Here is a 24,013-nt window from a genome sequence, read left to right on the forward strand (position 1 = left end):
TTTACCATAAAGGCGGTCCAGATGAAACGAGTAGTAGATGTTTTTAAAAACCGTGGTCGCGAACTGGTGTGGACTTATGTCATCGATCTGCAGAATGATGAGGAATTCCATCCTGGTCAGCTAGATTTTGAAGTTGAGGCTCTTAGGCTCTCACAAATAGATAAGCGTGGCCTAGTAAATGAGCTCAGCGCCAAGGTTAGACTCAATAACTAGATTTAAATACCCCCTAGGGGTTAAAGTCCCCGGCATTAATAATGTTAATGAGATTCATTATTATTTGTGATGAATTCACTTAACATCCATATGCAATGCCGAAAACCAAATACCACCCTGCCTCCATCTTCTTTCATTGGCTTGTTTTCTTCCTGGTGGTCGCTGCTTTTGTAGTGATTGAGCTCAAAGGACAGTTTCCCAAAGGCAGCGAGCCTCGTGAGCTATGCAAATCAATCCATGGCGTTATTGGGCAGCTCATTTTTATAGCTATGGCTCTTCGCCTCATCATCCGTTTGACTTATGGCGTTCCTGAGCCCACAAACCCAAAGGCTTTATTCATTTCATTAGCCAAGGTAATGCATTGGCTGCTGTATGCCCTACTCTTGATATCGCCCATCTTTGGCATCTTATATTTTCAGTATGGCGGCAAAGATATCCACTTCTTTGGCTTGGTGTGGCCTCAGCTAGTCACCCCTAATCCAGAGATGAAGAAAGTAGTTGAAGGGATCCATGAATTTTTAGGAAACTCGCTCTACTTTTTGATTGGTATTCATGCTTTAGCAGGCTTATGGCAACATTACGTTGTAAAGGACGATACACTTCGTCGTATGTTGAATAAAGTTAATCCCTAAAATGAAACCTCTCTCTAAAAAAGCCAAGATGGCAATAGGCTGGACCGTCTTAATGACGGTGGTGGGCACCGCGATGCTGCATCAATGGCAATTTTTTGCTATGGGTTGCGCGTCTCTTGCCTTTTTACTTGTAGCAAACCAATACGGCCTTCTTAAAGACCCAGAAGACAAAAAATAATCCCACCTCTTTGGGTGGGATTATTTATTCAGCACCCCAAGACTCTGGGGTTTCTATTACAGAGTTGGATAGTCTGTATAGCCCACCTCTTCACCACCATAAAAAGTAGCGCGGTTGTATGGATTTAGTTTGGCACCCTGCTGAAATCTCTCCGCTAAATCTGGATTAGAAATATAGAGACGGCCATAAGCAACTGCATCAGCCAAATCATCTTCTAACACCTTCTCACCCATTGCCTGATCGTAGCCACCAGCGGTGATGAATTTTCCCTGATAAGCAGCACGGAACATCTCTGAGGTAATAGGAGCATCTTCAAAGACTTGATCGCCACCGCCAGCACTGGTTGAGCGAGGCTCAATCATATGCACGTAAGCTAAGTTATAGCCATTGAGCTTCTTAATTGCAGCAGTGAACAATGCTACCGGATCGCTATCACCCATATCGTTAAAAGTGCCGTATGGTGACAGGCGAACTCCCACTTTATCGCTCGGGAATACTTTGCTTACAGCCTCGATCACTTGACCCAATAGGCGCAGGCGATTATCAATCGAGCCGCCATATTCATCCGTACGTTGATTAGTTTTGTCTTGCAAGAACTGATCCAGCAAGTAGCCATTGGCCGAGTGAATTTCAATACCATCAAAGCCTGCAGCTTTTGCATTCTGCGCTGCCGCCTCAAACTCTTTGAGCAAGCGAGCGATATCTTCCAAACTCATTGCCGTTGGAGTCTCATAATCATGCAACTTCCAATCTGCGCCATACGTTTGACCAGCCGCAGCAATTGCAGAGGGCGCCTCAGGTACACCCTGCTCTGGATGCAAGGAAGAATGGGAGATGCGGCCCACGTGCCACAGCTGCGCAACAATCGAACCACCCTTGGCATGAACTGCCCCAATAATCTCTTTCCATGCAGCGGTTTGTTCCACCGAATAGATTCCAGGCGTCGCTGGGTAACCCTTACCCAATGGAGAAATCTGTGTTGCCTCGGTAATAATGAGTCCGGCACTCGCACGTTGTGCGTAATAGGTTTTAGCTAATGGATTAGGAACATCACCATCAACTGCACGCATTCGCGTGAGCGGTGCCATCACTAAACGGTTTTTTAAATGAAGTGCCCCCAGATTTACCGGAGTGAACATGATTTCTTTGCCTGACATTTGCTGCCTTTTAAATAAGTAAAAAGAGGGTTGACTGTAACAAGGATTAGCAAATATTGCTTAGGATGTGATTATGCAGTTCCAAATTGTTCGCGTATGCAATCTGCTAGCGCGTTAAATTCTTGAGTATGTGCGGTAGAGGGTCGCGCAACCAAAGCAATCACTCTTTTGGGTGCTGGTGAGGCTAGCTCTTTTGCGACTAACTCAGAGTTATTCAATAGACTACTTTTTACGGCCATTCCAGGAAGCAGGGCAATACCAAGTCCAGACTCCACCATTTGCAACAAGGTCAACAAGCTAGTAGCTTCCATCCCCTCAGCCTTACGAATGTCAGTGCGCTTGCACGCTTGCAAACTATGCTCTCGTAGACAATGCCCCTCTTCAAGCAGCAAGAGGCGTTCGGCCATCTTGGCAGGTAAGGTCACTTCTTTTCCCTTCAAGGCGGGATCCCCCTCCTTGGCAACCAACCAAAAATGGTCGTCAAATAATTCCTGAACGAGAAGACCCTCAACATCATATGGAAGTGCTATCAAAGCAAAATCCAATTTATGCTCTGCTAATCTAGAGAGCAGATTAGCAGTGAGATCTTCTCTGAGTGTAATTTTAAGTTCTGGAAAACGACTACGAATTTCCGGAAGCACTGTTGGCAATAGAAATGGTGCGATAGTTGGTATGACGCCCAAACGAATTGTGGCAGTCATGGGTTTACCAGTTGCGCCTGCATACTCCACTAAATCTTCAGATGCCGCCAAGATTAGCTTGGCACGCTCAAGAACCTCCAAACCTATTGGAGTGATGGATACGTTCTGTCGATCGCGTTCCACCAAATGGATCCCCAATGCATCCTCCAACTCCTTCAGACCAGCACTTAAAGTCGACTGGCCAACAAAACAGGCTTGAGCTGCGCGTGTGAAATTGAGCTCTTTCGCCAATGCAACGAAATACCCCAGCTGCCTTAAAGACGGTAAATAAGCCATTTCCCCTCCATTATCGAATAATTAGATAAATACTATCATAATGATTCATTAGACTGATCAATAAATAAGGCGCACACTGCATTCATGGTTGAGAAAGCAGCAAAAAATACTCAACAAACCGTATGTCTTAATAAAGGAATCAAAATGGCACGCCCAGAAATCAAAACCATCCAAAACTTAGAGTCCGCCTTTGCCGGTGAATCTATGGCTCATATCAAATATCGTTATTTTGCAAAATTAGCTCGCGCTGCTGGCGACGAAGAAACCGCAAAGATCTTTGAAGCTACCGCTGACCAAGAAGTGATGCACGCCTTTGGCCACTTAGACTTACTCTACCCTGCCGGCACCATTACTCCTGCACGCGCCCTAGAGATTGCCATTGAAGGCGAAACCTATGAATACACCGAGATGTACCCATCCTTTCGGAAAACGGCAGTCGAAGAAGGCAATGCTGCGGCCATACAAGAAATTGATGAGCAAATTGCGGAATCTAAAGAGCATGCTGAGCAATTTCAGGCGGTATTGGCAAAAGCAGCAAAACGCTTCGCTGCGTTAGCAAACGTTGAAGAGCGTCATGCAAACCATTACAAGCAGGCTTTGGAAAAAGCTAAGGTTTTTGCAGCTCATTAAACGAATCCAGAAATAATTAGAAATTAAATTTAAAATCAATAGACTATTTAAGGAATCAAAATGAAAACTTACCAATGTATCGTGTGCGGCTATATTTATGACGAAGCCAAAGGAATTCCCGAAGATGGTATTCCAGCTGGAACTCTCTGGGCTGATGTGCCAGAAGATTGGGAATGCCCTGATTGCGGCGTTGCAAAGGCAGACTTTGAGATGGTTCAAGTAAGCTAAGCCACTTCAGCACCCTTTACCCCCTTTACCTATTCGTTATTTGGAGCCCAGCTTTGGATCAAACCACCCCCCCATCCCAATCCGCAATCGTCATCATTGGCAGCGGATTGGCTGGCTACACCGTTATCCGTGAAATCCGAAAATTGGATAAAGCAGTTCCAATTACCCTGGTAACGCGTGAGCCTGGTTATTTTTATTCAAAGCCCATGCTTTCCACCGCTCTAGCAAGCAAGAAAGAAGCGGCACAATTAATCTCTACGCCAGCTGATGGCATGGCAACGCAACTAGAGATGACTGTCTTGGGTGAGTGTGATGTCATCTCAATTAATCCTAGTGCGCAAACCATTCATACCAGTAAAGGTGAAGTACCTTATGGAAAACTGGTAATGGCATTGGGTGCCGATCAAATTCGCCTCCCGCTACAAGGGAGCGCTGCCAACGAAGTCATCACAGTAAATGATCTAGAAGACTATGCACGCTTTCGCAATGCAATTAATGGAAAAAAGAAGATTGCTATTCTGGGTGCAGGCCTGATTGGCTGTGAATTTGCCAACGATCTAGTACTGGGCGGTTATGAAGTAGATGTGATTGACTTAGCTCCACAAGCTCTGGGTCGCCTCTTACCTGAAGCTGCAGCTCTAGAGCTGCAGGAGAAGCTCAGTGCGGCTGGCGTGCGTTGGCACCTTTCTACAACCGTGCAAGCAATTGATCGTCACGGAGACTCTTTGCAGGTCACGCTAGCTAATGGCAACACAATCTCTTGCGACGTATTTTTATCGGCTGTTGGTCTGAAGCCTAGAATTGAATTAGCTAAAGCATGTGGCATTAACACAGGAACCGGCATTCAGGTAAACCGCGAACTCGAAACCAATATTAAAAACATCTTTGCTATTGGAGATTGCGCAGAGGTGGACGGCTTAGTCCTGCCTTACGTAATGCCCATCATGCAAGCAGCAAGAGCGTTGGCGCCAACCTTAATCGGACAAACTACTGCACTCACCTATCCAGCGATGCCGGTGATGGTCAAAACCCCCGCTTTGGCTACCATCGTTTCTCCGCCAGCTAAAGGTGCCGAAGGCAATTGGACGACAACCTCCGTTGAAGGTGGTCTAGAGTCTCGTTTTGAATCGGCTGACGGCAAGTTGTTGGGCTTTGTATTGATGGGTACCGCTACCGCACAACGTGGCCCCCTCACCAAGGAGCTGCCAGCTATTCTGGCTTAAATCCCCTGAAATTTATTTGATTGATCAAACAAAAAGGCCCGCGATGCGGGCCTTTTATTTTTACAACTGGTAGTGATTAAGAAACGATCACAAACCATGTAGTGTTGTGTGATTGAGCAACCATCAAGAACAACATTGGTACGGATAACAATGTATTTAAACGGGATGTCAACATCGCAACGCGAGCAGATTTTGCCTTAACGTCAGCTTCAACAGCAACGATGCCAAGAGCGCGTTTTTGATTTGGCCAAATAATGAACCAAACGTTAAAGGCCATTACTAAAGCAATCCACATACCTAAACCAATTGCGCGGAATGGAGCTTGCAATGTAAATGCTTGGTGTAGGTAACCATTTAAAGCGGCAACAATCAAACCGGTTAGCACAGTAAACAAAGCTGCGTAACGGAACCAGAACAATGCTGCTGGAGCAATCACTTTTCCAATAGCTGGCTTTTGCTCATCAGGAATCTTTGGCATTGATGGAATTTGCACAAAGTTAAAGTACCAGAGCAAACCAATCCACATCACACCAAACATCACGTGCAACCAACGGAAAATAAATGGGAGTTCGGCAGAACTAAAGTTACCGCCTAAAGCCAAAATAATAAGGGCGAGGAGGACAAAACCCGCAAAAACGGTACGTCCTAAAGAGGTCAAGATTGATGCCATGAAAGGATCTCCTATGAGTAATAATGGGTCTAACTATAAACGATTCTGCTGATTTTGTTTGTGCAGGCCGAAATCCAGAATTCTGACTAAAAATAATGACTTAGCTCTTATTGAGCTGTCCAACCGCCATCCATATTCCAAGCTACTCCACGAACTTCAGAGGCGTCTGGCCCACAGAGGAAAACCGCTAAGGCTGCCAATTGCTCTGGACTCACAAACTCTCCAGAGGGCTGCTTTTCAGATACCAAGGCAGTCTTAGCGGCCTCATTAGAAATGCCTTCGCGTTCTGCACGAGCATCTACCTGTTTCTGAACTAACGGGGTTAATACCCAACCCGGGCAAATTGCATTGCAAGTAATACCAGTGCGCGCATTTTCCAAAGCCGTCACTTTAGTCAATCCAACAATGCCATGCTTAGCAGCAACATAGGCAGCCTTCTGAGTAGAAGCTACTAAGCCATGTACTGAGGCGATATTAATAATGCGGCCCCAGTTGCGTTTTTTCATACCAGGCAAGGCATGGTGTGTTGTGTGAAATGCCGAACTTAAATTAATAGCAATGATGGCATCCCACTTATCTGTTGGAAACTCTTCAATGTTCGCGGTGTACTGAATGCCGGCGTTATTAATCAAGATATCAAGTGAGCCAAAACGCTTCTCTGTTTGCTTGATCAGGTCTTCAATCTCCGCGGGCTTACTCATATCAGCGCCATGGTAATCAACCTCTACACCACAGGCTTTAATTTGAGCAATGGCTTCATCTTTCTCACCAAAACCATTGACCATGATGTTAACGCCTTGTTTAGCCAATGCAATAGCCATTCCTAAGCCAATACCGCTAGTAGAGCCAGTAACTAGGGCTGTTTTACCTTTTAATGTGGACATATCATTTACCGTATCAAGTTAACTAAAAAGGGCTGCAGACTGCTTTATGGGCCCCAAAACTTGATGTTACAGGATGTGCTGAACCACCCCCGGAGGTGATGCACCAGGGTGGTCAAAGCCTATTTAAAGCTAGATTTTCTTGAGAGCCCGCAGGATCTTTTCACAGGTGATGGGCTGATCAAAGACGGATGCATTTAATGGTGCCAAGGCATCATTAATAGCGTTTTGAACTGCACCTGGCGCTCCGGCTGTACCAGCCTCACCCGCCCCTTTAGCACCCAATTTGGAAGATTGGGTAGGCGTCTCGACGTGAGCAACCTCAATATCCGGCATCTCATTAGCCATCGGCACTAAGTAATCCGCCATGCTGCCATTGCGCAACAAACCACTTTCGTCATAGAGGCACTCTTCGAACAGAACGCCGCCAATACCCTGAACGATTGCACCGCGCACTTGTTCGTTGACTAACATTGGATTGATAACGCGACCACAGTCCTCTACCGCCCAATGCTTCAATAGCTTCACGAAGCCGGTATCTGGATCAACCTCAACGTAAGACGCTTGCACTCCATTCGTAAAGATGAATGGATATTCTTTTTGTGTGTAGTGACGCGTCACCATGAGATCAGCAGAAAATCCAGCCGGCAAAGTATCTGTACGGAAATAACCTACTCTACCCACTTCACTAAAGGGCAATAATTGCTCACCAGTCGCTTTATCAAGGATATATCCACGACGAGCAGTTAATTCAGCAACAGGTCGATTCAAAATAGCGCCCGCAAGTTTAATGATGTTTTCTTGCAGGGCTTGAGAAGCCAAGAGAACTGCTTCACCGCCAACACCAGCTCCACGTGATGCCCAGGTACCTCCACCATAAGGAGTGACATCGGTATCACCAGTAATAACACGTACTTGATCGATTGGAACCCCAACAGCATCGGCAGCAATCTGGGTATAGATACCTTCAGTACCTTGACCTTGTTCACCAACACCAATCAATACCGAAACCACACCGCTAGGATCCATGCGAACAGTAGCGCCATCCTGCGAGGCAATACGTGCGCCACCCACTCCATAAAAAGCGGGACTTGGATTAGTTAACTCAATCAATGTTGCAAATCCAATGCCGCGATAGATTCCTTTTTTGCGCAACTCAGCCTGCTCTTTGCGCAGGGCGGAATAGTCCATCATTTTTTCGATAGTTCGCAAACATTGCTCATGCGAGAGAACTTCTAACTTAATGCCAGAAATTCCGGAGCAGGGATAAGCGTCATCCGGAATCACATTGCGCTTACGGAACTCGAGTGGATCCATTTGCAATTTTTGCGCAGCCAAATCTACCAAGCCTTCGGTCACAGCACAAGCAATCGGATGGCCTACGCCACGATACTGACAGGTTGGTGTTTTATTCTGAAAAACGACATTCAGCTTAGCGCGATAGTTTTGATGCTTATAAGGACCACCGACCAAGTTCACGACTTGATTGCCTTCAATAGCACTAGTTCTAGGGAACATGGAGTATGGACCAATTGCAGTCAGATCATCGATCTCAAAGGCCAAGATATCGCCCGCCTTATTGGCGGCTATACGTCCTTTAATGCGATGCTCACGCGCATGAATATCACTAGTGAATGATTCAAGACGGTCTGCAACAAACTTCACGGGGCGCTCAAGCATCATGGCTAGCCCTACGGTAGCGAAATCATCTGGATAGGCGTGAACCTTAATACCAAAAGATCCGCCCACATCCTTGCAAATGACATGCACATCTGATTCTGAAAGCCCAAACTGACGGCAATACAAATCTTGCATCATGTGTGGCGCTTGTTGCGAGTGGTACACAGTAAGGCGACGATCACCTGGGTTGTAATCTGCAATTTGACAGCGCGGCTCGAGCGTTACCCCTGTGTGACGCCCAAATCCAAAAGTAGCTTCTGCAACTACGTCGGCAGTTGCAAATACTTCATCTACATTACCGACATCGAGGCTACGGGTAAAACATAAATTATCACCAAGGTCGGGATGAATAACCGGAGTATCTGCATCAAGCGCGGTTTCCATGGAAACGACTGCCGGCAACTCTTCCCACTCAACATCGATATGCTGCAAAGCATCTTCCGCCTGCGCTCTAGTTTCTGCAACGACCGCCACCACCGGCTCACCCTGCCAACAAGCACGATCAATTGCTAAGGCGTGTTGAGGGGCAGACTTCATACCAGCTAGGTGACCTAAAGTGGCTACCCAAGGCTTACAAATTTTCGCCATTTGCACGCCATCTACAACCGCAAGAACACCGGGCATCTTGCTAGCATACTCTGTATGAATTTTGCCGATTTTCATGTGCGCTACTGGGGAGCGCCAGAACACCACATGCGCCATACGAGGCAATTGAATATCATCGATGTAAGTGCCCTGGCCTTCAAGCAGGCGTCGAGCACCATGTCTTGGTTCACTGTGACCAATATAACGCTGATCATTTGTTACCGGATCAAGCACCATTCCTTTTAAATCACTTGGCTTATTCATAACGCGTTTTCCTTAATACCTTAGACGTTAGCAAGGACAGGTTTAATTTTTTGGCCCTTGGCACGAGCATCCAATACGTCGACGATCGCATCGACAATGGAGTGGTAACCAGTGCAACGACAGTAATTACCTGAGATCCATTCGCGCACTTGTTCGCGCGTTGCTTTTGGTTGTTTCTCAATCAACTCTGCTGCAGCTAACAACATGCCAGAGGAGCAGAAACCACACTGCATAGCGTTGTGGCGCATGAAAGATTCTTGTAGATCTGTCAAAGTACCGTTTTTGGTGAGACCTTCGACCGTTTCCACCACGCTACCATCCGCCTGTACTGCCAGAAATAGGCATCCGCGAATGATTTGCCCATCCACCTTGACGGTACAAGCTCCACACGCGCCCTGCTCACAACCCAAGTGAGGGCCTTTTAAATGTAAATCTTCGCGTAAAAAATCCACCAGGTGTCTGCGTGGCTCAATCTCTGCGTTGACGAGTCGACCATTCACGGTCATTGAAATTTTTTTCTTCAAACTCATTTTGATCTCCGAATTCTTTTGCCTATGCTTGCTGTTTGAGTATTAAGCAATCATGTGCTTGAGTCCACGCTCAAGCAATACACCAATTAAATGTTGTTTCGCTTCTGCGCTATTAGTAATGTCTGCAATAGCTTCGATTTCATTACGCGCTTCGGCTACGGCCTTAGCAATTAACTCATCGTTGAGTTTTTGGCCGTTGATTAAATCCTGCGCTTTAGTTGCCATTACTGGCGTGGCACCAACAGAGAAGAATGTAAAGGCGCAGTGAGTCAAAACATCACCTTGCTTCTGTGCAACTGCAGCTAAACCAGCGACTGCGTAATCGCCATGACGTCTAGCCAGCTCATGAAAATAGAAAACTTCTTGCTTGCTTGCCAATGGAATCTCAGTCGCCACGAGAATTTCATCGGGCTCTAATGAGGTCGTATACAGGTCAATGAAAAAATCGTTTGCAGAAATTCGGCGCTCGCCCGCTGGACCATGAATGATCATCGTCGCCCGTAAAGTCAAGCTGCAAGCGGGCCATTCAGCCGCTGGGTCACCATATGCCAGTGAGCCACCCCAGGTTCCTAGATTACGAATGGCGCGATGGGCAATATGCGGGGCTGCTGCTTTTAAAAGTGGGGCATGTTTTGCGACTAATTCTGAATCTTCAATTTCAGTATGAGTCACTAGAGCGCCAATACGCAAACTATCGCCAACAACAGAAATACCTTTGAGCTCAGCGATATCGGTGATATCGATTAACACTGTGGGCTCAGACAAACGCATATTCAAAGTGGCCAATAAAGTTTGCCCACCCGCAATTAATTGCGCATCATCGCCGCCCTGCTCAAGCAAAGACAAGGCCTCTTGTAAGGCCTTGGGCTTTACATAATCGAATGCTGCAGATTTCATTAAGTCTCCTCCACCACCAATGTATTAAGCTTTTCTAGCTTTATATTTTTTGCGCTACTTTTTTGTTACCGCTTTTTTATTTACCACCAGCGTCTGACTCCAACGCCACTGTCTCCCCGCCTAATTCTTTTGCAAATTTCTGAAAAAAATCATCTGCAATCTTTTTTGCCGATGCGCTAATTAAGCGACCGCCAATTTGACCTAACTTGCCACCAATCGAGGCTTCCGTTGTATAAGAGACCAAAGTACCTCCTTCGGCTTGCTTCAGCTCCACTCGTGACTTACCTTTGGCAAACCCTGCCGCCCCACCAGACCCTTCAAAGGCCATAGAGCAAGACTGGTCCGGGATGATGTCACTTAGAAGCAATTTCCCTGCAAAACGGGCTCTAACCGGCCCAATTTTGAACATCACCTTGGCATGAATCTCTTCTGGGGAGATGCGACTGATCTCCTCGCAGCCTGGAATGGACTTGGCCAACACATCAATATCGTTCAAACCCTTCCATACTTCAGGGATTGGAGCGGATATGAGTTGCTCGCCATTTAATTCCATTTGATCTCCTTGGGGTTTGTACGAATAGAGTCTTATCTACCAATTGTTCAACAATGTACCATTATTTAACTTTTGGTCAATAAGTCCAAATTCGGATAAACCCTGAGAATCCATGCGTTTTACTGAAGATAGCGTTACTAGCCCAAATACTGCTGAAATTTCAGAAGGATCCATGGCGCCCACTAGAAAAAGAATGGGGACAGCCGAGCGTAAACGCCAAATACTGGACAGCGCCATTCAGTTCTTCGCTAGAAATGGTATCGATGGCCAATTAAGAAATTTATCCAAAGAGTTGGGCATCACTCATACCCTGCTCTATCACTACTTCCCCACCAAAGATGCGCTGATTCAGGAGGTTTATAAAGAAGTCTTTGAATCTCGCTGGAAGCCAGAGTGGGAAGAGCTGCTGGATGATGACTCCCTTACTCCCGAAGAAAAATTCAATGCGTTCTATTTGGACTACTCCAACACAGTCTTAACTTATGACTTTGTGCGCATTTTAATTTTTTCTGGCTTAAGTGATCACTCTATTAGCGATCGCTTCTTCGAGCTCTTGCGCACGCGCTTATTACCAAGACTCATTCGCGAAACTCGCAAGTATTGCGGTAGGTCTGATACATCAAAGCCCACCCAGCGTGAGCTTGAATTTCTCATGGGACTGCATGGTGGCATTTTCTATATCGGCATGAGGCGCTGGATCTATGGACAAGCCATATATGCCGCCGAAAGCCCCAATACAGAACAAGAAATCATTCGCGACCGAGTGCAGTCTTACCTTCACTCTGCTAAATCACTGTTTGCTTAATTCAAAAGGTATCCATGTCTAACTTAAGCCTGAATCACTTCTCGATCCGCAGTCTAGAGATCGAAAAAACTACTGACTTCTATAGCAAGCTACTTGGCCTTACAGTGGGGCCTAGACCGGAGTTCCCGTTCCCTGGTGTCTGGCTTTATAACGGCGATGAGAGTAGCTGGGCTAATGCAGTCTTGCACCTTATTGCTATTGACAAAAATGATCCGAACGGACTGAAAAAATATTTAGGTGAGCGCGACCCTAGTTCGCTTCATGGATCTGGCGCTGTTGATCACATTGCTTTTTTTGCAACCGGCCTGGAAGAAAAAATTGCGCTTCTCAAAAAATTAAATATTTCCTATCGCGAACGAACCGTACCAGTCATAGGGCTCCATCAAATATTTTTGGATGATCCTAACGGCATTGTTATTGAGTTGAACTATCCAGCAGCAGAAAAAACCGCCCTAGATGCAAAAGCGGCATAGGGGTTATTGATGGCAAAAATTCTAGTTGTCGGCGGCTCTCTTGGTGGTTTATTTGTGGCAAATATTTTGCTGCGCCAAGGCCATGACGTTACTTTGCTAGAAAAGACTGTTGGATCCTTGGACGGACGTGGCGCCGGCATTGTGACCCATGATGCTTTAGCTGAAGCGCTACGCGCTGCTGGAGTGACTGTTGATGAAACACTCGGCGTACCCGTGACTAAGCGTGTTACTTTGGGCGCTGACGGTCAAAGCTTAGGTGAAATGGAATTACCTCAAGTATTAACCTCTTGGAGTCGCCTGTATCACATGCTCAAAGAAAGCTTTCCAAGCGAGCGCTACCTTCAAGGTAAGACAGTGAAGTCGGTTACGCAAGATTCGCACGCTGTACAGGTACTTTGCGAAGACGGCAGCCAATATGATGCTGAATTGCTCATTGCATCCGATGGCATACGCTCTGCAGTGCGAGCGCAAGTCGCACCACAGATTCAACCTGAATATGCCGGCTATATAGCTTGGCGTGGCGTGTGTGATGAAGCCTGCTTATCAAGGAATACCTTAGACACTCTATTTAATCGCTTTGGCTTTTGTTTGCCCAATGGCGAGCAAATGCTGGGTTACCCAGTTGCTGGCTCTGGCAATGACACGCGCCCAGGAAAGCGTCGCTATAACTTTGTTTGGTATCGCCCAGCTTCAGAGCATGAAGAATTAATAAGCCTTCTCACAGACGATGATGGCCATTATTACCCCACCGGCATTCCGCCCCTCAAGGTGTCATGGAAGCATATTGCCCACATGCGTAAAGTCGCACAGGAGATCTTGGCGCCACAGTACGCAGAAATATTAGAAAAAACAGCTGCCCCATTTTTACAAGCCATTTATGACGTACGCTCCGAACAAATTGTCTTTGGCAGAATCGCACTCATGGGTGATGCTGCTTTTGTTGGTAGACCGCACGTAGGAATGGGCGTCACTAAGGCTGGTGATGAAGCTATTGTGATAGCCAAGCATATTGCCGCGCATGGCGCTACTCCAGCAGCACTCAATGCATATAGTGAAGAGCGCTTAAAGCTAGGTCAACAAGTAGTGGCTAGAGCCCAGTATTTGGGTCGCTATATGCAAGCCCAAGGAAGCAAGGGTAATAGGGATAACGAGAAGTTAAAAAGAAATGCCGATACTGTGATGGCGGAAACCGCGATTGATATCAGCGATCTATTAGCTCAAGGGAAAGCAGTGCCTGAATCCGCCCATTAAAAAGCGCATTCAGTTAAGATTTAAAAAAATAAAAAGTATTCTTATTTAACAAAGTTTTATATGGAGGAGACAACCATGAAACAAAAAGTAACGAATCAAACGAGACGCAAGATGTTGATTGGTGGAGCCGCAGCAGCAAGCACCCCACTTTGGTTAAACGTAGCAAATGCTCAGGCTGACACTATCAAGATCGGCTTTCCGACGCCGTTGACAGGGCCCTTCTCAGCAGAAGCTCAGGATCAGGTGAAAGCTGCTGAATTAGCCATTAAAGAATTTAATGATGCAGGCGGCTTTAATGGGCGCAAAGCAGAACTCTTAGTGCGTGACGACAAACTTAATCCTGGCGAAGCAGCAACACGTACATTGGAATTAATTGAAAAAGACAAAGTGAACTTTGTAGTTGGCTCACTTTCTGCCGCGACACAACTCTCGATCAATGCTGTTTGTAAGGAGCGTAAGGTTCTCTTTAACTCCATCAGCCAATCTGATGCAATTAACGAAGCTAAAGACTGGAGCGTCTATACATTCCACGAAGCCCTGAACCCAACGATGACGGCTGGCGCTGTAGCGCGTTACTCCATCCCCCGTTTTGGTAAAAAAATTGTGTTCTTAACAGCTGACTATGCTTACGGCCATGAAATGGTGCGTGCGTTTGAGCGTGCTGGCAAAGAAATGGGTGCTACTACTCTGGCTGACATCCGTCACCCATTAGGCGCATCCGATTACTCCGCCTTCTTACCACGTATCAAAGCTTTGAATCCAGATATTTTGGTGCTCTGTAACTTTGGTCGCGACTTGGTCAATGCAGCAAAACAATGTACTGACTTTGGCCTTAAATCCAGTATGAAGATTGTTACGCCAGTACTCCTCTATACCTCTCGTCTTGCTGGTGGCCCTGAAGCCTTCGAAGGCATTATTGGTGGCACATCTTATTACTGGGGTCTAGAAGATCGTATCCCAACTGCAAAAACATTTAACGATGCTTTCCGCAAAATGTATAACGGCTCCGTACCGTCTGACTACGGCGCACTAGGCTACGCTGGAGTGAAGAGCGTCTTGGCTGGGGTGAAGATTGCAAAATCTACTGACACCCTAAAAGTGGTTACAGCAATGGAGAATATGAAGTACGACTGGTACAAGGGGCCTGAGTACTATCGTAAGTGCGACCATCAGGCCGTGCAAACCGTCATCATCGTAGAGTCTAAATCTAAGAATATGAAAGACAAGTATGACGTCTTCAATATTTTGACGATTGAACCTACTACTGAGAAAAATATGCGTTCATGCGCGGAACTAGGTCACAAAGCCTAATTTTAAAATTTCAGGGTGGATGACACATTCACCCTGATCCACTCCCCCGCACCGTTTGGTAAAGGGGAGTTTTTTCTGAGTACATTTATGACCGGTCTTTCATTCGAACTTCTCTGCATGCAACTGCTTACGGGCATCGCCTTGGGCAGCATTTATGCACTTTTAGCCCTTGGCCTATGCCTTATTTTTGGCATGCTTAACGTAGTGAACTTTGCACATGGCGCCTTCTTTATGGTGGGCGCATTTTTAGGCGTGTACTTCTTAGGCATCACTGGAAGTTTTTGGTTCAGCCTAGTACTAACGCCATTGCTTACAGGCGGCATAGGGCTTGTCACTGAGCGCTTTTTAGTCAGGCCACTCTATGGCCGCGGCTTGGACTACCCTTTGCTACTTACCTTTGGGCTTTCATACGTCCTGATTGAAGTAATGCGTGTTACCTTTGGCATCGAAGGCTTACCTTCAATCACCCCAGAGGGTCTTGGCGGAACGGTCAATGTAGGCATTGGTTACTTCCCTAAATATCGCCTCTTCCTCATTGCAGCAACTGCCGTCGTTATTTTGGGCGTTTGGTTCTTCATTCAAAAGACGCGTTACGGCCTCATCATTAAAGCTGGCGCTGCCGATCAAGAGATCGTGAAAGTGCTTGGTGTTGATATTGCCAAGGTGTGGCTTTTGGTCTTTGGCTTGGGCTGCGCAATTGCCGGTCTTTCAGGAATCCTGGCCTCACCAACGCGCTCAGTCAATCCAGAAATGGGCATTCCCATTCTGGCAGAATCATTTGTAGTGACTGTTGTTGGCGGCATGGGCTCACCCGTTGGCGCAGTGGTCGCTGGCTTGTTAGTGGGTGTGGTCTACAGCATGACCTCCCTCTTCTTCCCCGACTTAGCAGAGCTTTCCATTTTTGTACTGATGGCTGTAGTGCTGTTAATTCGCCCACAGGGTTTATTTGGTAAAGCAGGAGCGATGGGCTAAGGCTCCGAATATTTATGAATTCATTTTTCCAACTCATTGCACGTCATCGCGTACTAGCTAGTACGCTATTCTTGGCAGTCTTCCCATTCATCATGCCGTATGAAGCGCTGGCGATCAATATTTTGATCTTTGGTTTATTTGCCATGGGCTTTAACTTACTGTTTGGTTACATGGGTCTTCTATCGTTTGGTCATGCAGCCTTTTTAGGTATTGGCAGCTACATCACCGGTATTGCCATTGTTCACTATGGCGTACCTTGGGGTGCCGCTATTTTGGTTGGCATTATTGGTGCCGCTATTGGTGGCCTGATCATGGGCTACCTTGCTATTCGTACTCGTGGCATCTACTTCTCCATGGTGACCTTAGCACTTGGTCAAATTGTGTACTACATCTTCTATAAAGCAGAGAGTCTTACTGGTGGTGAAAATGGTTTACGAGGTGTCCGCGTAGATGAATTCAACATCTTAGGCATCCCAGTTGACTTCTTAAATCCATTGGTGAAGTACTACATCATTCTTTTCTTTGTGGTGATTGCCATTTGGCTTATTTCCCGCATCCTAAGTTCGCCCTTAGGCGCTGTGATGGAAGCAATTCGCGAGAATGAGAAGCGCGCAGCAGCTTGTGGATTTGACGTAGCCCGTACCAAACTATTGGTTTTCGTATTATCAGCGGCGATTTGTGGCTTAGCAGGTTCATTACGCGCCCTCCACCTCTCTATTGTGCCAATTGATTCTCTGCACTATCTACAGTCTGGCCAAGCAGTCATGATGAGCATTCTCGGTGGAATGGGCACCTTCTTTGGCCCATTCATCGGTGCAGCAGTCATGCTCTACTTGGAAGACGTGGTCACCACCTTCACTAAGCATTGGATGGCTGTCGTTGGTTTAGTGTTCATGTTCTTTGTACTGTTCTTCCCTAAAGGCATCTGGGGAACCATTCTGAGCAAGCTACAAATTAATCAGGATTCGAAATAATGAATAGTGCAACTACAACCCCTATTCTTGAAGCACGTCATGTCAGCAAGAGCTTTGGTAAGTTCAAGGCATTACAGGACGTATCCACTAGCTTTATGCCTGGAACACTTACGGCAATTATTGGTCCTAATGGCGCAGGCAAAAGTACCTTTTTTAACGTCTTGAGTGGCGCGTTCCCACCATCGAGCGGTCAAATTCTATTTAATGGCAAAGATATCACTGGTATGCAGCAGCATGAATTTGCTCGCATAGGAATCTCTAAAAGCTTTCAGATCACCAATGTGTTTAAGCAACTCAGCGTTCATGAGAATGTCCGGGTGGCCGCACAGATGGAAACAGCGCGTTATAACTTCCTCCGAAATGCACAAAGCTATCCAAAGCCAATTGAGATAGCCGATGAATTGCTGCATCGAGTGAATCTAGAGCACTTACGTAATAAAAAAACGGGCGATCTAGCGCATGGTCAGCAGCGCGCCCTTGAAATTGCGATGGCATTGGCCTGCAACCCGAGCCTACTTTTGCTAGATGAGCCCACTGCTGGCATGTCACCAGAAGAAACTTTGGTCATGATGGAATTGATTCGCACGCTCGCTAGCGAGCGGACGGTGATTTTGGTTGAGCACAAGATGAAACTCATCATGGGTCTTTGCAAGCGCATCATCGTTCTGCACCATGGCGAGTTCTTGGCGGAAGGTACTCCAGAAGAAATCCAAAATAATGCCGAGGTACGTCGTGTGTACCTAGGTCAAGGTTAAACAGAAAGCAAACTATGTTGCGTGTTGAAAACTTAAACGCTTGGTATGACCGTAGTCACGTATTACAGGGTGTCTCACTTGAGGTGAATAAAGGAGAGATCGTTACTTTGATGGGTCGTAATGGCGCTGGCAAAACGACTACCCTACGCTCTCTAATGGGCCTGCTATCTAAACGCCAAGGTAAAGCATCCATTGATGGCACTTCATTTTTAGATTTACCCGCTCATGAACGCTTTCATTTAGGTCTGGCATATGTTCCAGAGGATCGTCGCATTGTTCCTGGGCTAACTGTCAAAGAAAACTTAGAGCTTGGGGTGATCGCCAAGAAGAATTCTGGCGATATGAGCGCTCTAGTGGATGAAATCGCTGAAACCTTCCCCAGACTGAAAGAGCGCTTACATCAAGATGGCACCTCGATGTCCGGAGGTGAGCAACAAATGCTTGCCATTGCCAGAGCAATGATTGGCAAACCTAAAGTCATTCTGCTTGATGAGCCTTCAGAAGGCATCATGCCAGTCTTGGTTGAGGAGATGTTTGAGCTTTTTGCCAAACTAAAGCAAGAAGGTCTAACCATTCTGCTGGTGGAGCAAAACGTTCAACAAGCTCTGAAAATTTCTGACCGGGCCTATATCCTCGATCAAGGTGAGATTGTTTTTCATGACACCGCACAAAATCTCTTAAACAATGATGAAATTCAGCAGAAGTATTGCGCCGTTTAGATGAGATGCAGCCAGTGACCTAACTGGTGCCAAAAACTGTTTGGCACCAAAGTAAGCAACCAGGTAAGCATAGTAAAGCGCAAGAGCTTGCCAATAAACATATAAATCAAGCATGGCTGCCATGGGAGTTTTAACCATCCCGCCGCTAGACACAAGGGGTCTCCCAATCCAGGTAACCAAGACAGCAGCAGCAACTTAGGCCCCCACTCTTCAAGCCAACGCTTGAGGCGAGTATTGCGCGGCTCATCCATTACCTTAAACCGGTTTCGCGCTATTGCTCCCAGCCACCAATCCAACATTCCGCCTAATGTATTACCAACTGTGGCAACGGCAATTGCCGCCCAAAATAAGTCAGGGTTAAGGGTGATATAGCCAAACAGAATAGGTTCAGAACCAGCTGGTATTAATGTTGCAGAAATAAAGGCGCTAATAAATACCGCCGGCAAGCCAACCGAAGGCATTTCAAACCATCCAAAAAAGTGCTCGAACATCGGGTCCATTAAGCCATGGCCTCTAAGGTGCTGTCATACGAGTGAATTTCTTTGGATCTCATCAAGCCTATTTTGCCTTGTTTTGGCCAATCTCCATGAATTTCAAATCTTGCTTAAACTAATGCCTGAAACGGTAAATACACCATAAAACCTATAAATTGAGACTTTCATGAATCACCCTATTCCCAAGCCAGACCAATACCAAGAAATGCGTGAAGCATTGCGTGATCTCTGCGGCTCTTTTGATTCCGCCTACTGGCAAAAGATTGACCACGAACGAGGCTATCCAGAAGCTTTTGTAGATGCCATGACTAAAGCCGGTTGGTTGGCTGCCTTAATTCCAGAAGAATATGGTGGCTCTGGTTTGGGCCTAGCGGAAGCCTCCGTAATCATGGAAGAGATTAATTTTTCTGGGGGTAACTCAGGTTCGTGCCACGGCCAGATGTACAACATGGGTACTTTATTGCGTCATGGATCCGAAGCTCAGAAAAAAATGTATCTCCCGAAAATTGCAACGGGCGAACTTCGACTTCAAAGTATGGCAGTCACTGAGCCAACAACCGGAACAGATACGACCAAGCTGAAAACCACCGCAGTTAAAAAAGGTGACAAGTACGTAGTGAATGGTCAAAAGGTATGGATCTCCAGAATTCAGCACTCTGACTTAATGATTTTGCTGGCGCGCACCACTCCACTTAGTGAAGTACAACGCAAGTCAGAAGGCATGTCGATCTTTATCGTCAATCTTGCTGATGCCATTGGCAAAGGCATGGAAGTACGGCCCATTGCCAATATGGTGAACCATGAAACCAACGAAGTATTTTTTGATAACTTAGAAATCCCCGCAGAGAATCTCATTGGCACCGAAGGTCAAGGATTTAAATACATTTTGGATGGCTTAAATGCCGAGCGAGTCTTGATTGCTGCTGAATGTATTGGTGATGCTTACTGGTTTATTGATCGCGCCCGCCGCTATGCCAATGACCGAGTCGTTTTTGATCGTCCAATTGGTAAAAACCAAGGGATTCAATTTCCGATTGCTGATAGCTATATTGAAACCGAAGCCGCAAATCTCATGCGCTTTAAAGCATGCGAGTTATTTGACAATCACCAACCCTGTGGTCCAGAGGCCAATATGGCCAAATACCTGGCGGCTAAAGCATCTTGGGAAGCAGCAAACGTCTGCTTACAAACCCATGGTGGCTTCGGCTTTGCTAATGAATACGATGTTGAGCGTAAATTTAGGGAAACTCGCCTCTATCAAGTGGCGCCTATTTCAACGAATTTAATTTATTCCTACATTGCTGAACATGTTCTTGGCCTTCCAAGATCTTTCTAAGAAGACATTAATATGAGCATTCGTCCACTGGATGGGATTACCGTTGTTTCTTTAGAGCATGCTATAGCAGCACCTTTCTGCACACGCCAATTAGCAGACTTAGGGGCAAGAGTCATTAAGGTTGAGAGGCCTGGTGGCGGTGACTTTGCTAGAGGGTATGACACGCAGGTAGATGGGCTTTGCTCTCACTTCGTTTGGGTCAATCGCTCTAAGGAAAGTTTGACCTTAGATCTTAAGCAGCCATCAGCAATTGCAGCACTCAAGACATTACTAAAGACGGCAGATGTCTTAGTACAAAACCTCGCGCCAGGAGCAGCTGCTCGCATGGGACTTACAGCCGAGATTTTGCAGAAAGACAATCCAAAGCTGATTCTGTGCGATATCTCTGGCTATGGAAATGACGGCCCTTATCGTGATAAAAAAGCTTACGACTTACTTATTCAGAGTGAGGCTGGATTCTTATCGGTCACGGGCACACCGGAAACCCCTAGCAAAGCTGGAAACTCAATTGCTGATATTGCAGCTGGAATGTATGCCTATACCAATATCTTAGCGGCCCTCTTGCAAAGAGGAAAAACAGGTAAAGGCTCAGTCATCGATATCTCTATGCTCGAGTCCCTCACTGAATGGATGAGTTTTCCTCTGTACTACGCCTACAAAGGCGCAGAACCGCCACCACGCAATGGCGCCTCTCATGCCACCATCTATCCATACGGCCCCTTTAAGGCGGGTGATGGTAAGACGGTCATGCTGGGCTTACAGAATGAACGTGAGTGGGTGCAATTTTGCGAAACCGTCTTAGAAAACCCTGCACTTGCACAAGATGAACGCTTTGATCGTAACTTCAAGCGCAATAAAAAGCGCACTGAACTTTTAGAAATTATTGACTCTTGCTTTGGGCAACTGACTTCTGAGCAATTAATTGCAAGACTAGAAAAAGCGCAAATTGCAAATGCTCACCTCAATGATATGGAGGGTCTTTGGAAGCATGAGCAGCTTAAAGCGCGTAATCGCTGGACTGAGGTGGATACCCCCAACGGTGCAATTGCAGCCTTACTGCCCCCCGGCTTAAATAGCAGCTATGACTATCGCATGGACCCCATCCCAGCGGTAGGAGACCATACAGACTCCATCCTTAAAGAATTGGGACTAGGCGAGTCTGATATTGCTGGCATGAGGGCAAGCGGCGCAATTTAAAGCAGTGGTGAAGTGAGATGTGCTGCGTTTTCAAGATAGCGATGCCAGCGCGGGCGCTTCGCCCAGGCCTTAGGATCAACATAATCTGATTGCGCTAAGTAGGACTGAATCAGCCTCTCAAGATTGGCGCAGAAATCATCGTCATACACAATCAAGCTAATTTCAAAGTTCAGTCGCAAACTACGTTGATCAAAATTCACTGAACCAAAGATTGCAACTCGCTGATCAATCAACAAGCTCTTGGTATGTAAGAGGCCACCCTTAAACTCAGCAATCTTGACTCCAGAAGTTAATAAATCCTGATAGAAGCTTTTGCTACTCCACGCAACCAAAGTGGAGTCATTCAGCTTTGGCACAATCAAGGTGACCTTCACGCCGCGCCTTGCAGAAGCCATCAATGCTTGCATCAGGCCATCGTCCGGACCAAAGTAAGGGGTGGTTATAGTAAGTTCCTCCCGCGCATCGATAATGGCCGAAAGCATTAGTTGATACAAAATATCGTCACGATATACCGGCCCAGAAGCAAATTCCTGGGCAATGACCCCGCCCTCCCTTGGCGCCACTGGAGGTGAGCGATCATTAAAATGGGTAATCTTAGGATTATCAACACTCCAGTCGAACGCAAAGGTCAGTTCGAACTGCGCTGCAACCGGCCCCTCAATACGAACCATTGCGTCAACCCACTCCCCAACTCCTGAGTTCTGCTTAAAAGTACGAGGGTCGACCATATTCATACTTCCAGTCCACACCACGGAACCATCCACTACAAATATTTTTCGATGCAAGCGCAGATCTGCGCGGCGGAACTGAAAGCGGCCAATCTGAATCGGCAATGCTTCAGTCACTTGAATGCCTGCGTTTCGGAACCGGGCAGGCCAGGATGACTTAAACCAGTCCTTACTACCTAAAGAGTCTAATAAAACGCGACAATCTACACCGCGCTTTGAGGCGGCAATGACAGCCTCACCCACTCGATCGGCATCACCACCCAGAGCCCAAATATAGAACTCTAGATTCAGGCTTTTTTTTGCCTGATTGATCTCATCAATTAAGAGCTGCAGAATTTCCAGTGAATTTGTATGCAGCTCCACTTTGTTTCCATCCACTACTGGAGTGCCATTATTGGATTCAGCCAATAGACTTATGGCTCTAGACTCAATAGGTAACTTCTGTCTCTCACCTGCAAACTCTTGACATAACTGTTGGGTAATTTGCGAATACTCTAGATTCATACGTTTAATTTTTCGCGTCAAACTACGACCTACCGGACGTTCTCCAATCAGTACGTAAAGGGCAATTCCCATTAGCGGAAAAGTCATCACAATAAAAATCCAGGCAAAGGCAACGCCTACTGGCCTTCTCACAGAAATGATGACGCCAATAAAGTAGGTAACCAATAAAAAATGAGTGACTAATAGCCAATTAAAATTAAACTCAAAAGTTTGATTCAGAAATATATTTAATAAGGGATTCATTTAAGTTCCAATTCAGCAGTAATGCCCAGGTGATCTGACAGATTTAACCATTCATGCAAAATTTCAGCTGAATGTACTTTTATTCCGCGAACATAAATTCTATCCATCGCAAGCAAGGGCTTCACACTGGGAAATGTTTTTGCTGGGGAGCCGGTCAGTAATTCAAATACCTCATCGAAACCAGCAGCCTTCATGGGGGCGCTCACCCGATTACGCCAATCGTTGAAGTCGCCCGCCACGATGGTGGGTCCATTTTGAGTTAAATCCTGAATATGCTTAATGATGGCCTCCAACTGCCTCTCTCTGCCACGTTCAAAAAGCGCCAAATGTACACAGAAACAATGAATGGGTTGATCCATGCCATCCAAAGTAGTAACGCTATGTAGCAGGCCGCGACTCTCAAAGCGGTATGCTGAAATATCGTAGTTACTTCCTTTTTGCTGGGAGTGCTTAGAGAGAATGGCATTGCCATGATGTCCATCGCGATACTCGACATTTTTTCCATAATGCCAATCGCGCCAAAAGTCTTCCGAAAGGAAGTGGGTCAACTCTGCTAACGGCCATTGACTAAAACGACGCACTCTACCCCGATGCTCCTGTTGTAGTTCTTGCAAGAAAAGAAGATCTGGATGTTGGCTGCGCATTTTTTCACGCAGTTGGTAAATGGTGGAATGTCTATGCAAAGGAGATAACCCTTTATGGACATTCATACTCAATACTGTGAAACGAGCAGTTTTAATAGAGCTCATCAAAACTGACCTGCAGCACGTTGGCGTCGAACGCGCGCTAAGTAAATTTCACCCTCGACTAAATCTTGACACTGCATGCATTTATTGCAAATAGATGCCTGCTCCCGTAACTCATCAATCGAGTCTATCGGGTGGACATCTAAATATTCGCGCAAATCCACGTCGAGGACCTCATTGCAGAGGCAAACCACTTCAGCCATAGGT

The 24,013-nt window shown here is 46.3% G+C and carries 28 protein-coding genes; 16 read left to right on the plus strand and 12 right to left on the minus strand.

Annotated elements, in window-relative coordinates:
- Positions 1-21 precede the first annotated feature (21 nt).
- The 3 genes from VC159_RS07715 (at position 22) to VC159_RS07725 (ending at position 1,023) form a co-directional block, all read left to right on the plus strand.
- Positions 22-213, plus strand: coding sequence for a hypothetical protein (locus VC159_RS07715; protein ID WP_215359678.1), 192 nt, complete (start codon positions 22-24; stop codon positions 211-213).
- Positions 214-308: 95 nt separating this feature from the next.
- Positions 309-845 carry a cytochrome b gene (locus tag VC159_RS07720; RefSeq protein ID WP_215359676.1) on the plus strand — a complete coding sequence of 179 codons (537 nt, stop codon included), beginning with the start codon at positions 309-311 and terminating at the stop codon, positions 843-845.
- A gap of 1 nt (position 846) precedes the next feature.
- A complete protein-coding gene (locus tag VC159_RS07725) occupies positions 847-1,023 on the plus strand; it encodes a hypothetical protein (protein WP_215359674.1) in 177 nt (58 codons plus the stop codon).
- A 56-nt stretch (positions 1,024-1,079) separates the two neighbouring features.
- Here VC159_RS07725 and VC159_RS07730 read toward each other — a convergent pair whose 3' ends face one another.
- Both VC159_RS07730 and VC159_RS07735 read right to left on the minus strand, forming a co-directional pair.
- A complete protein-coding gene (locus VC159_RS07730; protein ID WP_215359672.1) occupies positions 1,080-2,180 on the minus strand; it encodes an alkene reductase in 1,101 nt (366 codons plus the stop codon).
- Between the two features lie 71 nt (positions 2,181-2,251).
- Positions 2,252-3,157 carry a hydrogen peroxide-inducible genes activator gene (locus VC159_RS07735; RefSeq protein ID WP_215321764.1) on the minus strand — a complete coding sequence of 302 codons (906 nt, stop codon included), beginning with the start codon at positions 3,155-3,157 and terminating at the stop codon, positions 2,252-2,254.
- Positions 3,158-3,241: 84 nt separating this feature from the next.
- Between VC159_RS07735 and VC159_RS07740 the strand changes: the two genes are divergently transcribed.
- Genes VC159_RS07740 through VC159_RS07750 form a run of 3 tightly spaced genes read left to right on the plus strand, consistent with a single transcriptional unit; the run spans position 3,242 to position 5,238 of the window.
- Positions 3,242-3,787, plus strand: coding sequence for a rubrerythrin family protein (locus VC159_RS07740; protein ID WP_416350431.1), 546 nt, complete (start codon positions 3,242-3,244; stop codon positions 3,785-3,787).
- 60 nt (positions 3,788-3,847) lie between these two features.
- Positions 3,848-4,015: a rubredoxin gene (locus VC159_RS07745; RefSeq protein ID WP_068321654.1), complete on the plus strand. Its 168-nt coding sequence runs from the start codon at positions 3,848-3,850 to the stop codon at positions 4,013-4,015.
- Between the two features lie 53 nt (positions 4,016-4,068).
- Positions 4,069-5,238, plus strand: a complete 1,170-nt coding sequence (locus VC159_RS07750; RefSeq protein ID WP_323473231.1) for an NAD(P)/FAD-dependent oxidoreductase — start codon at positions 4,069-4,071, stop codon at positions 5,236-5,238.
- 76 nt (positions 5,239-5,314) lie between these two features.
- On the opposite strand, the gene VC159_RS07755 is transcribed toward VC159_RS07750, so the two are convergent.
- The 6 genes from VC159_RS07755 to VC159_RS07780 all read right to left on the minus strand — a co-directional run bounded on the left by VC159_RS07755 (position 5,315) and on the right by VC159_RS07780 (position 11,298).
- On the minus strand, positions 5,315-5,908 hold the full coding sequence (locus VC159_RS07755; RefSeq protein WP_215359664.1) for a urate hydroxylase PuuD: 594 nt from the start codon (positions 5,906-5,908) through the stop codon (positions 5,315-5,317).
- Between the two features lie 107 nt (positions 5,909-6,015).
- Positions 6,016-6,792 (minus strand): 3-hydroxybutyrate dehydrogenase, encoded by a 777-nt coding sequence (locus tag VC159_RS07760; RefSeq protein WP_216265030.1) that lies wholly within the window; start codon positions 6,790-6,792, stop codon positions 6,016-6,018.
- A 129-nt stretch (positions 6,793-6,921) separates the two neighbouring features.
- On the minus strand, positions 6,922-9,318 hold the full coding sequence (locus tag VC159_RS07765; protein ID WP_215359660.1) for a xanthine dehydrogenase family protein molybdopterin-binding subunit: 2,397 nt from the start codon (positions 9,316-9,318) through the stop codon (positions 6,922-6,924).
- 20 nt (positions 9,319-9,338) lie between these two features.
- A complete protein-coding gene (locus tag VC159_RS07770; RefSeq protein WP_323473232.1) occupies positions 9,339-9,848 on the minus strand; it encodes a (2Fe-2S)-binding protein in 510 nt (169 codons plus the stop codon).
- 42 nt (positions 9,849-9,890) lie between these two features.
- Positions 9,891-10,745 (minus strand): FAD binding domain-containing protein, encoded by an 855-nt coding sequence (locus tag VC159_RS07775; protein WP_215359656.1) that lies wholly within the window; start codon positions 10,743-10,745, stop codon positions 9,891-9,893.
- Positions 10,746-10,821: 76 nt separating this feature from the next.
- Positions 10,822-11,298: a CoxG family protein gene (locus tag VC159_RS07780; RefSeq protein ID WP_072582970.1), complete on the minus strand. Its 477-nt coding sequence runs from the start codon at positions 11,296-11,298 to the stop codon at positions 10,822-10,824.
- 112 nt (positions 11,299-11,410) lie between these two features.
- Here VC159_RS07780 and VC159_RS07785 point away from each other — a divergent pair, with 112 nt between their 5' ends.
- The 8 genes from VC159_RS07785 to VC159_RS07820 all read left to right on the plus strand — a co-directional run bounded on the left by VC159_RS07785 (position 11,411) and on the right by VC159_RS07820 (position 18,558).
- Positions 11,411-12,103 carry a TetR/AcrR family transcriptional regulator gene (locus tag VC159_RS07785; RefSeq protein WP_323473233.1) on the plus strand — a complete coding sequence of 231 codons (693 nt, stop codon included), beginning with the start codon at positions 11,411-11,413 and terminating at the stop codon, positions 12,101-12,103.
- 14 nt (positions 12,104-12,117) lie between these two features.
- Positions 12,118-12,576 (plus strand): VOC family protein, encoded by a 459-nt coding sequence (locus VC159_RS07790; protein WP_323473234.1) that lies wholly within the window; start codon positions 12,118-12,120, stop codon positions 12,574-12,576.
- A 9-nt stretch (positions 12,577-12,585) separates the two neighbouring features.
- The gene (locus tag VC159_RS07795) at positions 12,586-13,827 is read left to right on the plus strand and encodes an FAD binding domain-containing protein (protein ID WP_323473235.1); all 1,242 of its coding nucleotides are present in this window, start codon (positions 12,586-12,588) and stop codon (positions 13,825-13,827) included.
- A 75-nt stretch (positions 13,828-13,902) separates the two neighbouring features.
- Positions 13,903-15,138: an ABC transporter substrate-binding protein gene (locus VC159_RS07800; protein WP_251367780.1), complete on the plus strand. Its 1,236-nt coding sequence runs from the start codon at positions 13,903-13,905 to the stop codon at positions 15,136-15,138.
- 87 nt (positions 15,139-15,225) lie between these two features.
- The gene (locus tag VC159_RS07805) at positions 15,226-16,110 is read left to right on the plus strand and encodes a branched-chain amino acid ABC transporter permease (protein WP_215359648.1); all 885 of its coding nucleotides are present in this window, start codon (positions 15,226-15,228) and stop codon (positions 16,108-16,110) included.
- Positions 16,111-16,124: 14 nt separating this feature from the next.
- Entirely contained in the window at positions 16,125-17,084 is a 960-nt protein-coding gene (locus tag VC159_RS07810) for a branched-chain amino acid ABC transporter permease (RefSeq protein WP_323473236.1), read from the plus strand.
- Positions 17,084-17,839 (plus strand): ABC transporter ATP-binding protein, encoded by a 756-nt coding sequence (locus VC159_RS07815; protein WP_215292728.1) that lies wholly within the window; start codon positions 17,084-17,086, stop codon positions 17,837-17,839. The genes VC159_RS07810 and VC159_RS07815 overlap by 1 nt, the downstream gene beginning before the upstream one ends.
- A gap of 14 nt (positions 17,840-17,853) precedes the next feature.
- Complete coding sequence (locus tag VC159_RS07820) at positions 17,854-18,558, plus strand: ABC transporter ATP-binding protein (RefSeq protein WP_216263696.1); 705 nt, start codon at positions 17,854-17,856, stop codon at positions 18,556-18,558.
- Here VC159_RS07820 and VC159_RS07825 read toward each other — a convergent pair.
- On the minus strand, positions 18,555-19,058 hold the full coding sequence (locus VC159_RS07825) for a YqaA family protein (RefSeq protein ID WP_323473237.1): 504 nt from the start codon (positions 19,056-19,058) through the stop codon (positions 18,555-18,557). The two genes, VC159_RS07820 and VC159_RS07825, sit on opposite strands and share 4 nt — an antisense overlap.
- A 160-nt stretch (positions 19,059-19,218) precedes the next feature.
- On the opposite strand from VC159_RS07825, the gene VC159_RS07830 reads away from it, so the two are divergent.
- Both VC159_RS07830 and VC159_RS07835 read left to right on the plus strand, forming a co-directional pair.
- The gene (locus VC159_RS07830) at positions 19,219-20,388 is read left to right on the plus strand and encodes an acyl-CoA dehydrogenase family protein (RefSeq protein WP_215359640.1); all 1,170 of its coding nucleotides are present in this window, start codon (positions 19,219-19,221) and stop codon (positions 20,386-20,388) included.
- Between the two features lie 12 nt (positions 20,389-20,400).
- The gene (locus tag VC159_RS07835; RefSeq protein ID WP_215359638.1) at positions 20,401-21,585 is read left to right on the plus strand and encodes a CaiB/BaiF CoA transferase family protein; all 1,185 of its coding nucleotides are present in this window, start codon (positions 20,401-20,403) and stop codon (positions 21,583-21,585) included.
- Here VC159_RS07835 and cls read toward each other — a convergent pair.
- Genes cls through VC159_RS07850 form a run of 3 tightly spaced genes read right to left on the minus strand, consistent with a single transcriptional unit; the run spans position 21,582 to position 24,009 of the window.
- Positions 21,582-23,060, minus strand: coding sequence for a cardiolipin synthase (cls, locus tag VC159_RS07840; protein ID WP_323473238.1), 1,479 nt, complete (start codon positions 23,058-23,060; stop codon positions 21,582-21,584). The two genes, VC159_RS07835 and cls, sit on opposite strands and share 4 nt — an antisense overlap.
- Positions 23,057-23,809, minus strand: a complete 753-nt coding sequence (locus VC159_RS07845) for an endonuclease/exonuclease/phosphatase family protein (protein WP_323473239.1) — start codon at positions 23,807-23,809, stop codon at positions 23,057-23,059. Before VC159_RS07845 ends, cls begins: the two co-directional genes overlap by 4 nt.
- Complete coding sequence (locus VC159_RS07850; protein ID WP_323473240.1) at positions 23,809-24,009, minus strand: hypothetical protein; 201 nt, start codon at positions 24,007-24,009, stop codon at positions 23,809-23,811. The genes VC159_RS07845 and VC159_RS07850 overlap by 1 nt, the downstream gene beginning before the upstream one ends.
- Positions 24,010-24,013: the final 4 nt, after the last annotated feature.

The organism is Polynucleobacter sp. JS-JIR-II-c23, from assembly GCF_035011225.1.
GTDB lineage: Bacteria > Pseudomonadota > Gammaproteobacteria > Burkholderiales > Burkholderiaceae > Polynucleobacter.

Excerpts from the sequence above, each read along its gene's own strand:
- VC159_RS07745 (WP_068321654.1), top strand. The coding sequence starts at position 3,848 with ATGAAAACTTACCAATGTATCGTGTGCGGCTATATTTATGACGAAGCC.
- VC159_RS07725 (WP_215359674.1), top strand. The coding sequence starts at position 847 with ATGAAACCTCTCTCTAAAAAAGCCAAGATGGCAATAGGCTGGACCGTC.
- VC159_RS07730 (WP_215359672.1), bottom strand. The coding sequence starts at position 2,180 with ATGTCAGGCAAAGAAATCATGTTCACTCCGGTAAATCTGGGGGCACTT.
- VC159_RS07825 (WP_323473237.1), bottom strand. The coding sequence starts at position 19,058 with ATGGACCCGATGTTCGAGCACTTTTTTGGATGGTTTGAAATGCCTTCG.
- VC159_RS07835 (WP_215359638.1), top strand. The coding sequence starts at position 20,401 with ATGAGCATTCGTCCACTGGATGGGATTACCGTTGTTTCTTTAGAGCAT.
- VC159_RS07760 (WP_216265030.1), bottom strand. The coding sequence starts at position 6,792 with ATGTCCACATTAAAAGGTAAAACAGCCCTAGTTACTGGCTCTACTAGC.
- VC159_RS07845 (WP_323473239.1), bottom strand. The coding sequence starts at position 23,809 with ATGAGCTCTATTAAAACTGCTCGTTTCACAGTATTGAGTATGAATGTC.
- VC159_RS07810 (WP_323473236.1), top strand. The coding sequence starts at position 16,125 with ATGAATTCATTTTTCCAACTCATTGCACGTCATCGCGTACTAGCTAGT.
- cls (WP_323473238.1), bottom strand. The coding sequence starts at position 23,060 with ATGAATCCCTTATTAAATATATTTCTGAATCAAACTTTTGAGTTTAAT.
- VC159_RS07850 (WP_323473240.1), bottom strand. The coding sequence starts at position 24,009 with ATGGCTGAAGTGGTTTGCCTCTGCAATGAGGTCCTCGACGTGGATTTG.
- VC159_RS07795 (WP_323473235.1), top strand. The coding sequence starts at position 12,586 with ATGGCAAAAATTCTAGTTGTCGGCGGCTCTCTTGGTGGTTTATTTGTG.
- VC159_RS07770 (WP_323473232.1), bottom strand. The coding sequence starts at position 9,848 with ATGAGTTTGAAGAAAAAAATTTCAATGACCGTGAATGGTCGACTCGTC.
- VC159_RS07785 (WP_323473233.1), top strand. The coding sequence starts at position 11,411 with ATGCGTTTTACTGAAGATAGCGTTACTAGCCCAAATACTGCTGAAATT.
- VC159_RS07775 (WP_215359656.1), bottom strand. The coding sequence starts at position 10,745 with ATGAAATCTGCAGCATTCGATTATGTAAAGCCCAAGGCCTTACAAGAG.
- VC159_RS07735 (WP_215321764.1), bottom strand. The coding sequence starts at position 3,157 with ATGGCTTATTTACCGTCTTTAAGGCAGCTGGGGTATTTCGTTGCATTG.
- VC159_RS07830 (WP_215359640.1), top strand. The coding sequence starts at position 19,219 with ATGAATCACCCTATTCCCAAGCCAGACCAATACCAAGAAATGCGTGAA.
- VC159_RS07790 (WP_323473234.1), top strand. The coding sequence starts at position 12,118 with ATGTCTAACTTAAGCCTGAATCACTTCTCGATCCGCAGTCTAGAGATC.
- VC159_RS07755 (WP_215359664.1), bottom strand. The coding sequence starts at position 5,908 with ATGGCATCAATCTTGACCTCTTTAGGACGTACCGTTTTTGCGGGTTTT.
- VC159_RS07820 (WP_216263696.1), top strand. The coding sequence starts at position 17,854 with ATGTTGCGTGTTGAAAACTTAAACGCTTGGTATGACCGTAGTCACGTA.
- VC159_RS07815 (WP_215292728.1), top strand. The coding sequence starts at position 17,084 with ATGAATAGTGCAACTACAACCCCTATTCTTGAAGCACGTCATGTCAGC.
- VC159_RS07720 (WP_215359676.1), top strand. The coding sequence starts at position 309 with ATGCCGAAAACCAAATACCACCCTGCCTCCATCTTCTTTCATTGGCTT.
- VC159_RS07800 (WP_251367780.1), top strand. The coding sequence starts at position 13,903 with ATGAAACAAAAAGTAACGAATCAAACGAGACGCAAGATGTTGATTGGT.
- VC159_RS07715 (WP_215359678.1), top strand. The coding sequence starts at position 22 with ATGAAACGAGTAGTAGATGTTTTTAAAAACCGTGGTCGCGAACTGGTG.
- VC159_RS07805 (WP_215359648.1), top strand. The coding sequence starts at position 15,226 with ATGACCGGTCTTTCATTCGAACTTCTCTGCATGCAACTGCTTACGGGC.
- VC159_RS07780 (WP_072582970.1), bottom strand. The coding sequence starts at position 11,298 with ATGGAATTAAATGGCGAGCAACTCATATCCGCTCCAATCCCTGAAGTA.
- VC159_RS07740 (WP_416350431.1), top strand. The coding sequence starts at position 3,242 with ATGGTTGAGAAAGCAGCAAAAAATACTCAACAAACCGTATGTCTTAAT.
- VC159_RS07765 (WP_215359660.1), bottom strand. The coding sequence starts at position 9,318 with ATGAATAAGCCAAGTGATTTAAAAGGAATGGTGCTTGATCCGGTAACA.